This is a genomic window from Streptomyces sp. NPDC048584, assembly GCF_043199595.1.
In the GTDB taxonomy this organism is placed as follows: domain Bacteria; phylum Actinomycetota; class Actinomycetes; order Streptomycetales; family Streptomycetaceae; genus Streptomyces; species Streptomyces edwardsiae.
The window spans coordinates 387,699-400,861 of record NZ_JBICWF010000001.1 but is presented as its reverse complement, the minus strand read 5'-3'; the positions used below and the strand labels follow the sequence as shown (position 1 = coordinate 400,861).

Below are 13,163 nucleotides of genomic sequence, written 5' to 3'. Positions count from 1 at the left end.
AGGAGGGCGCACAGAGGTTTGGCGAACACTCTTGCGGCCACCCGAAGTGCGAGGTGGCCATGTCGAACACGAAGAACACCGAAGAGTCACAGGGTGCACAGGAACCCCGGGACTCCCACGCATCCCACAACAGAACGAAGAGCAGCGGAACCACCCGCCGGCACAGCCCGATGGAGCTGCTGCGACAGGCACGCGGGCAGCTCGCCGAGCTCACCGGGATGGAAGTCGAGTCCGTGTCGTCCTTCGAGCAGACGGAGGAGGGCTGGTCCCTCGAGGTCGAGGTCCTCGAACTCGAGCGGGTGCCCGACACGATGAGCCTGATGGCGAGCTACCAGGTCGAGCTGGACCCCGAAGGCCAGCTCACCGGGTACCGGAGGGTCCGCCGCTACGAACGCGGGCGGGCCGACGCACACAGGTCCGGCGGCCGGTAGGCCGCCCGACCGGGCCCACACACAAACACAGACACATCCACAGACACTTCCACAGCCAAGGAGGAAACGTCGGCATGACAGTCGTACCGGCACAGCAGACCGGTGGTGGAGGCGGCAGCAGCGGTCTCTACGACGTGCTCGAGCTCGTCCTGGACAGGGGGCTCGTCATCGACGCCTTCGTGCGCGTGTCCCTGGTCGGCATCGAGATCCTCAAGATCGACGTCCGTGTCGTCGTCGCGAGCGTCGACACCTATCTCCGCTTCGCGGAGGCGTGCAACCGGCTCGACCTGGAGGCCGGGCCCCGCAAGAGCCCGGGCCTGCCCGAGATCGTCGGCGAGGTCACCGAGTCCGGCGCCCGCGGCAAGTCCAAGGGGGCGCTGTCCGGCGCCGCCGAGACCGTCTCCGACGCCTTCAGGCAGGCGCGCGAGGGCGGCGGCTCAGAGCGCGAGACCGAGTCGCGTCCGCGGGCCCGTAAGAGCACCTCGTCCCGCCGGAAGGAGGAGCAGGAGTGAGCACGTACATCTACGGCATCACGGCGACCTCGCACCCCGGCCTCCCCGAGGGCGTGGGCGGCGTCGGTGACCCGTCGCTGCCGGTGCGCGTCCTGCGCGAGGGCGGGCTGGCGGCCCTCGTCAGCGACGCCCCCGAGGGCCTGCGGCCCAAGCGCCGGGAACTGCTCGCCCACCAGAACGTGCTCAGCGAGGCCGGAGCGGCCGACTGCGTGCTGCCCATGCGGTTCGGCAGCGTGGCCCCCGACGACGACGCCGTGACCGCGGTCCTCGCCGAGCGCGCCGAGCACTACCAGGAGCGGCTGCGGGCCCTGGACGGCAGGGTCGAGTACAACGTCAAGGCCACTCACGTCGAGGACGCGGTACTGCACCACGTGATGGCCGGCAACCCGGAGATACGCGCCCTCGCGGAGGCCAACCGCAAGTCCGGCGGCGGCAGTTACGAGCAGAAGATCCAGCTGGGCGAGATGGTCGCCGCCGCCGTCAAGGCCAAGGAGGCGGAGGACGCCCGCACGCTGGAGGGCGTCCTGGAACCGGAGGCCGACGCGGTGAGCGTGGGCCCCGAGTCCACGGGCTGGCTCGCCAATGTGTCGTACCTGGTACCGCGGGACACGGCGGGGGAGTTCCTGGAAGCGGTGGAACGGGCCCGCAAGGACCTGCCCCACCTGGAAGTGCGTCTGAACGGCCCGCTGCCGCCGTACAGCTTCGTCGAGCCCGGCCCGGCCGAGCCGGCGGGCGCCGCGGCCGGCGGAACGGACACCGGAGCGGGGTGACGACATGGGCCTGATCTCGGAGGTGCTGCTGCTGCCGTTCGCACCGGTGCGCGGCAGCGGCTGGGTCGTCCAGCAGGTGCTGCGGGAAGCCGAGCGCATCTACTACGACCCCGCCACGATACGGGCCGAACTGGCGCGTCTGGAGGAGCGGTTGGAGTCCGGAGAGATGAGCGAGGAGGAGTTCGACCGGCAGGAGGACGAACTTCTGGACCGGTTGGAGACGGCGACGCGCACCGGCGCGGGTACAGGGGACGGGACGGCACCACGATGAAGCGAATGGGACTGGGCCTCGCGATAGGGGCCGGATATCTCCTCGGGCGGACCAAGAAGCTGAAGATGGCGGTCGCCGTCGGTGGCCTGGTGGCGGGCAAGAAGCTGAACCTCAGCCCGCGCATGGTCGCCGACCTGGTGTCCCAGCAGCTGCGGGACAACCCGCAGTTCAAGGAGATAGGCGACCAGCTGCGCGGCGATCTGCGGGGCGTCGGCAAGGCGGCCTCCGGGGCGCTGGTCACACGGCAGCTCGACTCCCTCGCGGACCGGCTGCACGGCCGTACCGCCGATGTGCGGGACCGGCTGTCGGGCGTCGTCCCGCAGGACGAGGACGAGGACGAAAACGGGGCCGAGGACGAGGCCGAGGAGAGGTCCGGGGCCGACGGTGACGAGGCCACGGACGAAGAGGACCGGGACGCCGCGGAACCGGAACCCGAGCGGCCGGCGAAGAAGGCGGCCGCGAAGAAGGCGGCCCCGGCGAAGAAGGCGGCCCCCGCCAAGAAGGCGGCGGCGAAGAAGACCGCCCCCGCGAGGCGGACGGCCGCCAAGAAGGCGGCGCCCGCGTCCCGGGGCGCCCGCTCCCGTACGGCGAAGGGAGGCGGTGAGCGATGACCGAGACCCTGGGACGGGCCGGCTCGGCCGCGCGGGACAGTGCGAACGGGGCGGCGAAGAACCCGCTCGCCGACGTGGCCCACAGCGAGGCCGCCGACCGGCTCAAGGCCGAACTGCAGGACTATCTCGCGGCCCAGGCCACCCGGCTGCTGACCGGCCTCGGCCACAAGCTCGGCGATACCACGAACAAACTCAACGACATCGCCGACGGCAACAGCCCGGGCTTCGCCAAGCTCGCCCTCGACGGCGGCCGGAAGATCGCCGAGGGGAAGAGCCCGCTGCGCAGCGCGGTCGAACTCGGGGCGTCGAAGGCCAAGGACAATGTGATGGGCGCACTCAAGGGTCTGGGCGGCGGTAAGGGCAAGCGCAAGAGCTCCGCGGGCCAGAAACCCACCGTCATCATGGAGCACATCGATGTCGGGGTGCCGCTGCGCACGGCCTACGACCAGTGGACCCAGTTCCAGGACTTCAGCACCTTCGCCAAGGGCGTCAAGAGCGCCAACAAGGCCGACGACGTGACGTCGGACTGGCAGGCGAAGGTCCTCTGGTCCAGCCGCAGCTGGAAGGCGAAGACCACCGAGCAGGTCCCCGACGACCGCATCGCCTGGTCCTCCGAGGGGGCCAAGGGCACCACGAGGGGCGTCGTCTCCTTCCACCGCCTCGACGACAATCTCACCCGCGTCCTGCTGGTCATCGAGTACTACCCGTCGGGCTTCTTCGAGAAGACGGGCAACATCTGGCGCGCCCAGGGCCGCCGCGCCCGCCTCGACCTGAAGCACTTCGCCCGCTTCATCACCATCAAGGGCGAGGCCGAGGACAGCTGGCGGGGCGAGATCCGCGACGGCGAGGTCGTCCGCAGCCATGAGGACGCCGTCGCCGAGGAGGAGAACGAGGGCGGGCAGGACGAGTACGAGGAGGAGTCCGAGGGCGCCGACGAGGACGAGTCCACCGAACCCGAGGACGAGGAGTACGAGCCGGAGTCCGAGGACGAGGAACCCGCGGACGAGTACGAGGAGGAACCCGAGGAGTCCGAGGAGTCCGACGGGCCCGCCGACGAGTACGACGACGAGTACGAGGAGGACGAGGAGCCGCAGGACGAGTACGAGGACGAGGCCGGGCGGCCTGAGAGCCGGAGCCGCCGATGACCACCCCCAGCCGGCTTCCCGAGCCGTACGGGCAGGGCGGCGGCGCCAACCTCGCCGACATCCTGGAGAGGGTGCTCGACAAGGGCGTCGTGATCGCGGGCGACATCCGCATCAACCTGCTGGACATCGAACTCCTCACCATCAAGCTGCGCCTCGTCGTCGCCTCCGTCGACAAGGCGAAGGAGATGGGCATCGACTGGTGGGAGTCCGACCCGGCGCTGTCCTCGCGCGCCCGGCGCGACGAACTGGCCAGGGAGAACGCGGAGCTTCGCGAGCGGCTGGCCCGGCTGGAGGAACTCGAACCCCGCCGCGCACAGGAGGAGTCCCCGTGACCGGACTGCGGTACGTCTACGCGGTCTGCCGCCCCTACGGCAAGCCGCTCCAGGCCCAGCTGACCGGGGTCGGCGGCGATCCGCCCCGGCTGCTGGCCCACCGCGGCCTGGTGGCGGTCGTCAGCCATGTGGACGAGGCGGACTTCGCCGAGGACCCGCTGCGCGCGCACCTGGAGGATCTGGACTGGCTGACCGCCGTCGCCCGCGCCCACCAGGGGGTGATCGACGCGCTCACCACCGTCACCAGCCCGCTGCCGCTGCGGCTCGGCACCGTGTTCCGCGACGACAGCGGTGTACGGACCATGATGGAGGCGCGGGAGGAGAGCTTTCTGCGCACCCTGGACCGGCTGGACGGCCGGGTCGAATGGGGCGTCAAGGTCTACGTCGAGGCCGAACCGGAACCCGCGGCGTCCGCCACGCCCGCGCCGAAGCCGGCGTCCGGCCGGGACTATCTGCGACAGCGGCGGATGCGGACGAAATCGCAGGACGATCTGTGGCAGCGCGCCGAGTCGTTCGCGACGCGGTTGCACGACACCCTTTCCGGGGCCGCCGAGGACTCCCGGCTGCACGCCCCGCAGAATCCCACGCTCTCCGGCGCCTCCGGGCGCAATGTGCTCAATGCCGCCTATCTCGTGCCCCGTGTGAAATCCGAGGAATTCGTGGAGAAGGTCGACCGCACGAAGGACGGCACGCCCGGAATTCGGGTGCAGCTCACCGGCCCCTGGGCCGCCTATTCGTTCGCCGGTGAGGAAATCGCCGAGGAGGAGGGGTCTTGACCGTCGTCGAACGCCGCGAGATAGCCCTGGTGGATCTGCTCGACCGGCTGCTGGCCGGCGGGGTCGTCATCAAGGGGGACATCACGCTGCGCATCGCGGACGTCGACCTGGTCCGTATCGACCTCAACGCGCTCATCAGCTCGGTGAACGCGCGGGTCCCCTCCCCCTTCGAGGATTCGCGGTGACGGCCGCCCCCGACGGCGACCGGCGCCCGGAGCCGCACGACGGCCGGCGCCGCAGCCTGGACCTGGAGCCGGACACGGTCGAACGCGACCTGATCAAACTGGTGCTCACCGTCGTGGAGCTGCTGCGCCAGCTCATGGAACGCCAGGCGGTACGCCGGTTCGACGAGGGTGATCTGACGGAGGAGCAGGAGGAGCGGGTCGGTCTCACCCTCATGCTGCTCGAGGACCGCATGGCCGAGCTGCGCGACCGCTACGGACTGCGGCCCGAGGACCTGAATCTGGACCTCGGGCCGCTCGGGCCGCTGCTTCCGCGTGACTGAGCACGACTGAGTCCCCGGGACCCTGTCCCGGGGACTCAGTCGTGCCATGTCACTTCACCATCGGTACCAGCGGCCCCTGCCGCCGCCTGCCGACGTACTGCGCATGAAGAACCCCAGCAGCCATACGACGAGAACCGCCAGGGCTATCCACCAGAGAATCTTTACCGCGAACCCGGCGCCGAAGAGGATCAGGGCCAGCAACAGGACAAGAAGAATGGGAACCATAATGTCGTACCTCCTGACATTCTGATTGCCCCGAAAGCTGGATTCAGACGTCCTTGCGGCAAAGAATTTCGCCGTGCAGTACACCGAACCAGCCGTCGTCCCGTTCGCCCCATTTCCGCCAGGCTTCGGCCACGTCCCGCAACCGCTGCCGGGTGGCGTGGCCACCGTCGACCGCCCGCTCGGCATAGGCGGACGCCACGGTACGGTCCGCCCACAGGCCGCTCCACCAGGCCCGCTCGTCGGAGGTGGAGAAGGTCCAGGTGGCCGAGGTCGCGGTGATGTCCGTGAACCCCGCGGTGAGCGCCCAGGACTTCAGCCGCCGCCCGGCGTCCGGCTCGCCCCCGTTGGCCCGGGCCACCCGCCGGTAGAGGTCCAGCCAGTCGTCCATGCCCGGTGACGGGGGATACCAGGTCATCGCCGCGTAGTCCGAGTCCCGGACTGCGACGATCCCGCCCGGCCTGGTCACCCGCCGCATCTCGCGCAGCGCCCCCACCGGATCGCCCACGTGCTGGAGCACCTGATGGGCGTGCACGACACAGAAGGTGTCGTCCGGGAAGTCCAGCGCGTGCACGTCCCCCACCGTGAAGGCGGTGTTCGTCAGGCCCCGTCCGCCGGCCACCGCGCGGGCCTGCTCCAGGATGCCCGGCTCCCGGTCGAGGCCGGTGACATGCCCGTCGGGGACGCGTTCCGCGAGGTCGGCGGTGATGGTGCCGGGGCCGCACCCGATGTCGAGGATCCGCATATGGGGCCGCAGGGCCCCGAGAAGATACGCCGCCGAGTTCTCGGCGGTCCGCCAGGTGTGCGACCGCAGCACCGACTCGTGGTGGCCGTGCGTGTAGACAGCGGTCTCCCGCGCTTCCGGCATGACGAGCCCACCCCTTCCCTTGCCGTAGGAGGGCACTCACGGTACGCCCGTCACCCGCATAGTGAGACCGACGTTTCATATGCTGGTACGGCGGGACCGGAAACCCGTTTGCCACCTGCACCGACGACCCCGCACAATCCCCACCATGGGTCACCTGGAAGCCGCGCACCTCGAGTACTACCTCCCCGACGGGAGGGCCCTCCTGGGCGATGCCTCCTTCCGGGTGGGAGAGGGTGCCGTGGTGGCCCTCGTCGGACCCAACGGGGCCGGCAAGACCACCCTGCTGCGCCTCCTGTCCGGCGAGCTGAAGCCGCACGGCGGCTCCGTCACCGTCACCGGCGGACTGGGCGTGATGCGCCAGTTCGTCGGCTCCGTACGGGACGCCACGACCGTACGGGACCTGCTGGTGTCCGTGGCGCAGCCCAGGATCCGCGACGCCGCCCGCGTCGTCGACGCCGCCGAACACGCGATCATGACGGTCGACGACGAGGCCGCGCAGCTGGCGTACGCGCAGGCCCTCGCCGACTGGGCCGAGGTGCGCGGCTACGAGGCCGAGACCCTGTGGGACATCTGCACCATGGCCGCGCTGGGCGTGCCGTACGAGAAGGCGCAGTGGCGCGAGGTCCGCACCCTCTCCGGGGGCGAGCAGAAGCGCCTGGTCCTCGAGGCGCTGCTGCGCGGCACCGACGAGGTGCTGCTGCTCGACGAGCCGGACAACTACCTCGACGTGCCAGGCAAGCGCTGGCTCGAGGAGCGGCTCGCCGAGACCCGCAAGACCGTTCTCTTCGTCTCCCACGACCGCGAACTCCTCGCCCGCGCCGCCCAGAAGATCGTCTCCCTCGAACCGGGCCCAGCGGGTGCCGACGCGTGGGTGCACGGTGGCGGCTTCGCCACCTTCCACCAGGCCCGGCAGGAGCGCTTCGCCCGCTTCGAGGAACTGCGCCGCCGCTGGGACGAGAAGCACGCGCAGTTGAAGAAGCTGGTCCTGACACTCCGCCAGGCCGCCGAGAACAGCCCGGACATGGCGTCCCGTTACCGTGCCGCCCAGACCAGGCTGCGCAAGTTCGAGGAGGCCGGGCCCCCGCCGGAGCCGCCGCGCGAGCAGGACATCAGGATGCGTCTGAAGGGCGGCCGTACGGGCGTACGCGCGGTCACCTGCGAGCAGTTGGAACTGACCGGCCTGATGAAACCCTTCGACCTGGAGGTCTTCTACGGCGAACGGGTCGCCGTCCTCGGCTCCAACGGCTCCGGCAAGTCCCACTTCCTGCGCCTGCTCGCCGGCGACGACGTGGCCCACACGGGGACCTGGAGGCTCGGCGCGCGCGTGGTGCCCGGCCACTTCGCGCAGACCCACGCGCACCCCGAACTCCGGGGCCGCACCCTCCTGGACATCCTGTGGACCGAGCACTCCCAGGACCGGGGCGCCGCCATGTCACGCCTGCGCCGCTACGAACTGACGCAGCAGGCCGAACAGACCTTCGACCGCCTCTCCGGCGGCCAGCAGGCCCGCTTCCAGATCCTGCTCCTGGAACTCCAGGGCGTCACGGCCCTCCTCCTCGACGAGCCGACCGACAACCTGGACCTGGAATCGGCGGAGGCCCTCCAGGAAGGCCTGGAGAGCTTCCAAGGCACGGTCCTGGCCGTGACCCACGACCGCTGGTTCGCCCGAACCTTCGACCGCTACCTGCTCTTCGCAGCCGACGGCCGGATCAAGGAAACCCCGGCCCCCGTCTGGGACGAACGCAGAGTGGAACGCGCCCGCTGAAAGGCGCACGGAGTCACGCCCACCCGCGCGGACGCGAAGCGGGCCCGCCCTCCCCAGGGGCGCGGGGAACCGCGCGAAGGGGGTCTGGGGGCGAAGCCCCAGGGACGGGAAGGGAAGGGGCGGCGGGGGCGAAGAAAAGAACCCCCGCCCCCCGCCCATGAGGCCCACCCGCCAGGACGTTCGTACAGTGGACCCAGGAACAGCGAGCACGCACCCGACGAACGGGGCCCCACGATGACCGGAGTCGAGCCCGACCGCCTGGACGACCAGCAGCTCATGAAAGAGCTGGAAACGATCCACCGCACCCGCCACGACACCCTGCTGTACGGCTCCAACGACGCCCTGCGCACCCACAACGACCGCATGGCCCGACTCGAGGGCGAATACCTGCGCCGCAACCCCCGCCGCCTGGTCGCCGCGTCCCGCACACGCGAAGGCGCCCGGGAGCGGACGGCCGCGGACACCACGACCCCCACCACCCCGGGCACCTGACGACCCGGCGTCGAGCCTCCTCAGGCTGCGGCCCCGAACACCTCGAGATACGTCTCGCAGAACGCCTTCAGATCATCCGGCTTACGGCTGGTGACCAGCTTGCCAGCCCCGTGGTCGCAGACCTTCACCTGCTCGTCGACCCAGGTCGCACCGGCATTCCGCAGATCCGTCCGCAGACTGGGCCAACTGGTCAGCACCCGCCCCCGCACGACATCGGCCTCGATCAGTGTCCACGGCGCGTGACAGATCGCGGCGACGGGCCGGCCCTGCTCGAAGAAGTCCCGCACGAACGCGACGGCCCTGTCGTCCATGCGGAGGAAGTCCGGGTTGGCCACCCCGCCCGGCAGCACCAGTCCGCCGAAGGAGTCCGCCGACGTCTCGCCGACCACCTCCTGCACGGGAAACGTGTCCGCCTTGTCGAGATGGTCGAACGCCTGGACCCTGCCCGGGCTCGTCGACACGAGCACGGGTTCGTGACCGGCGTCCGCGGCCGCCTGCCACGGCTCCGTCAGCTCGACCTGCTCGACGCCCTCGGGCGCGGTCAGGAATGCGATACGCATGCTTCTGTCTCCTCTCGTCTCGGATGTTCCCGCACGTCCGATCGTGCCGGGCGCCGGACCGGGGCGCCGCGAAACCACCGCGACACCCCGGCCGAGCCGGACGCACCGCTCACGCGGTCTCCGTCTCCCGCACCCGCGTCAGTGCCTCGGCCAGCTCCTGGACGCTGCCGTACCGGTCCCGGCGCGGCAGCCGCTCGAGCGCCTCGATGAGCGCGTCGGGCGCGTACCGCCGGTCCAGGGCGCGCATCAGCTCGCGCGGACCCGCGGGGAACGCCCCGCGGCCCAGGATCCTGGCCAGATCCAGTCGCACCGACTCCAGCGACGTCGGGCCGCGGCCCGGTGTCACCGGACCGTAGGCGACCTCGGGGTCGTCGTCGGCGAACGGCTCGGGGTCGTGCCACTCCTCGGTACGGGTGGGGTGCCCGGACCGCAGCAGACCCTGCAGTTCGTGCTTCATCTCGTCGTCGCGGTGGACGCTGAGCCGGTCGCTGCCTCGCTGCATGTCTCCCTCCACATCCTTCGGGGTGCGGACCGCGTACCCGGCGAGCGGAGGGCGACACGGGAGTTCGGGTTCCGTTTCGTCCCGGTCCGGGGTTTGGCCGCCGTACGGCGGGAGACCCGGACCGCCACGCCCCCCCCACGCCCCCCACGCGCCTCCTGGAGAGGACAGGCCATGGTGGTGCTCGCCCTGCTCATCCCGCCCGTCATGCTCGGTGTGCTCCTCATGCTGGGCCGCTACGAGGACTTCCTGCTGCCGCCCGTACCGCCCGAGGCCGATCCCGCCGAGACCGGACCGGCCGGTTTGGGACGGTGAGACGGGGGCAGGCGCAGGCACAGTGCTTCGGACAGCAGGCACGCCCGTGGAAGCGGCGATTCACGCCGCCGCGGGCGCACCTCTTCCCGCGCGGTGCGTTCACCACGGTGACCGTCCGTCCCCTGGGGCCTGTGCGACTCGATCCGCCGGACCGGCCCTGGCACCCCGAGGGAGCTGTGACGCACGATGCCGATCCGAGCGACCGCGACATCCCACCCCCACGACGACGCCCCCGACACCGCGTCCGCCTTCCGCGAACTCGCCGCCCTGCCCGCCGGAGCGGAGCGGGACGCCCTGCGTGAGGAGATCGTCGAGGCCTGGCTGCCCATGGCCGACCGCCTCGCCGGACGCTTCCGCAGCCGCGGCGAGAACGTCGACGACCTGCGCCAGGTCGCCGCGCTCGGCCTGGTCAAGGCCGTCGACCGGTACGACCCCGAGCTCGGCAACGCCTTCGAGAGCTACGCCGTGCCGACCATCACCGGCGAGATCAAACGGCACTTCCGCGACCACATGTGGACCCTGCACGTACCGCGCCGGGTCCAGGAGCTGCGCAACCGGGTGCGGCACGCCTCACAGGACCTGTCCCAGACCCTCCCCGGCCGCCGGCCCACCGTGGCCGAGATCGCCGAGCAGGCCGATCTCAGCGAGGAGGACGTCCGTACGGGACAGGAGGCGCTGGAGAGCTTCAGCGCGCTCTCCCTGGACGCCGAGCTGCCCGGCAGCGACGACGGCTACTCGCTCGGCGACGCCCTCGGCGCGCCCGACCCGGCGCTGGACACGGTGGTCGACCGCCAGGCGGTCAGGGAGCAGCTGGCCGCGCTGCCCGAGCGGGAGCGGGCCATCCTCTACATGCGGTTCTTCGACGACATGACGCAGAGCAGCATCGCCGACGAGCTGGGCATCTCCCAGATGCACGTCTCCCGCCTGATCAGCCGCTGCTGCGGCCGGGTACGCGACCAGGTCATGCGGGACACCGGCGAGGAGACGTAGCCCTTCCTCACCCGTTTGGGTGTGCCCGGTCCCGCCAATGGTGTCCGGCGGCGGGCGGCGCGGAGGCGACGGGGCTGAGATGGGGGTGGGGCGTGACCGAACGCCGTGGCCCCGCCGCCGTCGCTCGAAGGAGCCCGCACCATGCGCCGCACCGTCCGTGCCCTGTCCCTCGCCGCCGTCACCGGCGCCGTCCTCGCGGTCTGCGCACCGGGCGCGTCCGCCGGCTCCGTACCGGACGCCGTGGCCTCCTGGGGCAGCGCCTCCCGCACGCCCTGCCCCGAGCCCACGGAACACGAGCCGGACGACGACGCGTGGGAGGGCTACGAACCGCTGAGCGCCGTACCGGACCCGCTCGAGCACGACGCGGACCTCCCGGAGGGCACGACCCCGGACGGCCTCGACGCCGAACCCGGCCTCGACGCCGAACCCGGCCTCGACGCGGCGATCCCCGGCCCCGAGGACGGCGACGCCTACGAGCCCGTCGAACCGAAGGCCGTGAAGCCGGGGCCCACCGAATCCAAGGCCCCTGCCCCGAAGCCCACCGAATCCAAGCCCCCCGCCCCGAAGCCCACCGCGTCGAAGGGCACCCCCTGTGCCACACCGCCCGCGCACCACGGGGTCCACGCCGGCGGGGGCGGCACCTTCACCGACTCCGTGTCCGCCCTGGCCGCCGGTGGTCTGCTGATCGCGGGCGCGTTCGGCGCCGCCGCCCACCGTCTCCACCGGGACCGCACCACCCGCGCGGACGGCTGACGCGTGCCGCGGTTCCGGCAGCCGGGCCATGGCACACGGCACGCCGGGTACAGGGACCGTACGGAGGTGCACATGCGGCGGACGGATCCGGAAGGCCATGGCCCCGTCCGGTTCGGGCCGACGCTGCCCGAGGACGGGCTTCCCGTGCTGCCCGAACTGGCCGCCGTACTCGCCGCAGCGGCCTCCCGCGCGGGCGTCGAACCGGTCGGCGGCGGGCCCGCCCTGCTGGAGGCGGCCTGCGGTTACGGCGACCGGCGCGGACTGCCCGCCGCCCCCGACCGGGTGGCGGTGGCCCCCGGCGCGCCCGCCCTGCTGGTGGCGCTCACCGCCGCGCTCGGCGGCGACGTCCTGGTGCCCCGGCCCTGCGCCGCCTGGTGGGCCCCCTACGCGCGGGTGCTCGGCCGCCCCGCCTTCCATGTACCGACCCCGGCGGAGGGCGGCGGCGTGCCCGATCCGTACGCCCTGCTGGAGACCGTGCGCCGGCTGCGGAACGAGGGTGGTGACCCGCGGCTGCTGGTGCTCTCCGTCGCCGACGACCCCACCGCCGGCGTCACCCCGCCCGAGCTGCTCCACGAGACCCTGGAGGCCGCCGTCGCCGAGGGGCTGTACCTGGTCAGCGACGAGACCTGGCGCGACACCCTGCACGACCCGCACGCCACCGTGCTGCTCAGCCCCGCCGAGATGCTGCCGGACCGGGTCACCGTCGTCACCGACCTGGCCGGCGCCCTGCTCCCGCCGGGGTGGCCGGCGGCCGTGGCCCGCTTCCCGGCCGGCGAGGACGGGAACGCGCTCCACGCGCGGGTGCTCGACATCCTCACCGCGCTGGACGCGCAGGTCGCCGCGCCCGTCGCCGCCGCGGCCGGATACGCCCTGTCCGAGCCCGAACCGGTCACCGCGCGGGTCACCGACGCCGTACGGCTGCACGCGCGCGTGGCCGCCGCCGCGCACGCCGCCGTCGTCGCCGGGGGCGCGCTCGCCCGCCCCCCGAGCTGCGGCCGGCACCTGTACGTCGACCTCGCCCCCCTGGCCCCCGCGCTGCACGCGCGCGGCATCGGGGACGCCCAGGAACTGGAGGAGTTCCTCACCGCCCGGCTCGGCATGCCCGCACCGGGCGGCCACCGCTTCGGCGACGACCTCGAAGCCCCGCGCGTGCGCCTGTCCACCGCCCCCCTGCTGGGCGACACCCCCGTCCTGCGCGCCGAGGCCCTGACCTCGCACGCCCCCCTGGAACTCCCCCGGGTGCGCGACGCGTTGAACCGCCTGACGGCAGCCTTCGCCGAACTCCACGACGACACCCGACGATGACACGGCGTACACCCTGCCGGACCTGCCGCTGCCCTCGCCGC

Annotated in this window: 20 protein-coding genes; 16 read left to right on the top strand and 4 right to left on the bottom strand. The window is 72.0% G+C overall.

The genetic code is table 11. The features are described from left to right. Positions 1-59: 59 nt before the first annotated feature. The 10 genes from ACGFR9_RS01655 to ACGFR9_RS01610 all read left to right on the top strand — a co-directional run bounded on the left by ACGFR9_RS01655 (position 60) and on the right by ACGFR9_RS01610 (position 5,353). Positions 60-431: a gas vesicle protein gene (locus ACGFR9_RS01655; protein WP_393201867.1), complete on the top strand. Its 372-nt coding sequence runs from the start codon at positions 60-62 to the stop codon at positions 429-431. 74 nt (positions 432-505) lie between these two features. After that, positions 506-943: a gas vesicle structural protein GvpA gene (locus tag ACGFR9_RS01650; RefSeq protein ID WP_311644998.1), complete on the top strand. Its 438-nt coding sequence runs from the start codon at positions 506-508 to the stop codon at positions 941-943. After that, positions 940-1,713: a GvpL/GvpF family gas vesicle protein gene (locus ACGFR9_RS01645; protein ID WP_393201865.1), complete on the top strand. Its 774-nt coding sequence runs from the start codon at positions 940-942 to the stop codon at positions 1,711-1,713. The genes ACGFR9_RS01650 and ACGFR9_RS01645 overlap by 4 nt, the downstream gene beginning before the upstream one ends. Before the next feature lie 4 nt (positions 1,714-1,717). Next, the gene (locus ACGFR9_RS01640; RefSeq protein ID WP_393201863.1) at positions 1,718-1,984 is read left to right on the top strand and encodes a gas vesicle protein GvpG; all 267 of its coding nucleotides are present in this window, start codon (positions 1,718-1,720) and stop codon (positions 1,982-1,984) included. Then, positions 1,981-2,595, top strand: coding sequence for a DNA primase (locus ACGFR9_RS01635; RefSeq protein WP_393201861.1), 615 nt, complete (start codon positions 1,981-1,983; stop codon positions 2,593-2,595). Before ACGFR9_RS01640 ends, ACGFR9_RS01635 begins: the two co-directional genes overlap by 4 nt. Continuing rightward, a complete protein-coding gene (locus tag ACGFR9_RS01630) occupies positions 2,592-3,740 on the top strand; it encodes an SRPBCC family protein (RefSeq protein WP_393201859.1) in 1,149 nt (382 codons plus the stop codon). Before ACGFR9_RS01635 ends, ACGFR9_RS01630 begins: the two co-directional genes overlap by 4 nt. After that, positions 3,737-4,072 carry a gas vesicle protein gene (locus ACGFR9_RS01625; RefSeq protein WP_030219759.1) on the top strand — a complete coding sequence of 112 codons (336 nt, stop codon included), beginning with the start codon at positions 3,737-3,739 and terminating at the stop codon, positions 4,070-4,072. Before ACGFR9_RS01630 ends, ACGFR9_RS01625 begins: the two co-directional genes overlap by 4 nt. Further along, positions 4,069-4,848: a GvpL/GvpF family gas vesicle protein gene (locus ACGFR9_RS01620; RefSeq protein WP_393201857.1), complete on the top strand. Its 780-nt coding sequence runs from the start codon at positions 4,069-4,071 to the stop codon at positions 4,846-4,848. Before ACGFR9_RS01625 ends, ACGFR9_RS01620 begins: the two co-directional genes overlap by 4 nt. Further along, a complete protein-coding gene (locus ACGFR9_RS01615; protein WP_030219753.1) occupies positions 4,845-5,033 on the top strand; it encodes a gas vesicle protein in 189 nt (62 codons plus the stop codon). Before ACGFR9_RS01620 ends, ACGFR9_RS01615 begins: the two co-directional genes overlap by 4 nt. Further along, the gene (locus tag ACGFR9_RS01610) at positions 5,030-5,353 is read left to right on the top strand and encodes a gas vesicle protein K (RefSeq protein WP_393201855.1); all 324 of its coding nucleotides are present in this window, start codon (positions 5,030-5,032) and stop codon (positions 5,351-5,353) included. Before ACGFR9_RS01615 ends, ACGFR9_RS01610 begins: the two co-directional genes overlap by 4 nt. Positions 5,354-5,407: 54 nt before the next feature. Here the strand turns inward: ACGFR9_RS01610 and ACGFR9_RS01605 are convergent, their stop codons facing one another. Both ACGFR9_RS01605 and ACGFR9_RS01600 read right to left on the bottom strand, forming a co-directional pair. Then, complete coding sequence (locus ACGFR9_RS01605; protein WP_184762992.1) at positions 5,408-5,578, bottom strand: hydrophobic protein; 171 nt, start codon at positions 5,576-5,578, stop codon at positions 5,408-5,410. Positions 5,579-5,621: 43 nt separating this feature from the next. Further along, complete coding sequence (locus ACGFR9_RS01600; RefSeq protein ID WP_393201853.1) at positions 5,622-6,443, bottom strand: methyltransferase domain-containing protein; 822 nt, start codon at positions 6,441-6,443, stop codon at positions 5,622-5,624. A 145-nt stretch (positions 6,444-6,588) separates the two neighbouring features. Here ACGFR9_RS01600 and ACGFR9_RS01595 point away from each other — a divergent pair, with 145 nt between their 5' ends. Both ACGFR9_RS01595 and ACGFR9_RS01590 read left to right on the top strand, forming a co-directional pair. Then, a complete protein-coding gene (locus ACGFR9_RS01595; protein ID WP_393201851.1) occupies positions 6,589-8,208 on the top strand; it encodes an ABC-F family ATP-binding cassette domain-containing protein in 1,620 nt (539 codons plus the stop codon). Between the two features lie 234 nt (positions 8,209-8,442). Continuing rightward, positions 8,443-8,700 carry a DUF6158 family protein gene (locus tag ACGFR9_RS01590; RefSeq protein ID WP_030219739.1) on the top strand — a complete coding sequence of 86 codons (258 nt, stop codon included), beginning with the start codon at positions 8,443-8,445 and terminating at the stop codon, positions 8,698-8,700. A 20-nt stretch (positions 8,701-8,720) separates the two neighbouring features. On the opposite strand, the gene ACGFR9_RS01585 is transcribed toward ACGFR9_RS01590, so the two are convergent. Together ACGFR9_RS01585 and ACGFR9_RS01580 are read right to left on the bottom strand one after the other, a co-directional pair. Continuing rightward, entirely contained in the window at positions 8,721-9,260 is a 540-nt protein-coding gene (locus ACGFR9_RS01585; RefSeq protein WP_393201849.1) for a type 1 glutamine amidotransferase domain-containing protein, read from the bottom strand. Between the two features lie 109 nt (positions 9,261-9,369). Then, on the bottom strand, positions 9,370-9,762 hold the full coding sequence (locus tag ACGFR9_RS01580; protein WP_393201847.1) for a DUF2795 domain-containing protein: 393 nt from the start codon (positions 9,760-9,762) through the stop codon (positions 9,370-9,372). A 171-nt stretch (positions 9,763-9,933) separates the two neighbouring features. On the opposite strand from ACGFR9_RS01580, the gene ACGFR9_RS01575 reads away from it, so the two are divergent. The 4 genes from ACGFR9_RS01575 to ACGFR9_RS01560 all read left to right on the top strand — a co-directional run bounded on the left by ACGFR9_RS01575 (position 9,934) and on the right by ACGFR9_RS01560 (position 13,122). Beyond that, entirely contained in the window at positions 9,934-10,074 is a 141-nt protein-coding gene (locus tag ACGFR9_RS01575; protein ID WP_311644981.1) for a hypothetical protein, read from the top strand. 186 nt (positions 10,075-10,260) lie between these two features. Continuing rightward, positions 10,261-11,064 carry an RNA polymerase sigma factor SigF gene (locus tag ACGFR9_RS01570; protein ID WP_393201845.1) on the top strand — a complete coding sequence of 268 codons (804 nt, stop codon included), beginning with the start codon at positions 10,261-10,263 and terminating at the stop codon, positions 11,062-11,064. Between the two features lie 141 nt (positions 11,065-11,205). Then, positions 11,206-11,817 carry a hypothetical protein gene (locus ACGFR9_RS01565; RefSeq protein ID WP_393201843.1) on the top strand — a complete coding sequence of 204 codons (612 nt, stop codon included), beginning with the start codon at positions 11,206-11,208 and terminating at the stop codon, positions 11,815-11,817. A gap of 72 nt (positions 11,818-11,889) precedes the next feature. Further along, on the top strand, positions 11,890-13,122 hold the full coding sequence (locus ACGFR9_RS01560; protein WP_393201841.1) for an aminotransferase class I/II-fold pyridoxal phosphate-dependent enzyme: 1,233 nt from the start codon (positions 11,890-11,892) through the stop codon (positions 13,120-13,122). The last annotated feature ends 41 nt before the right edge of the window (positions 13,123-13,163 follow it).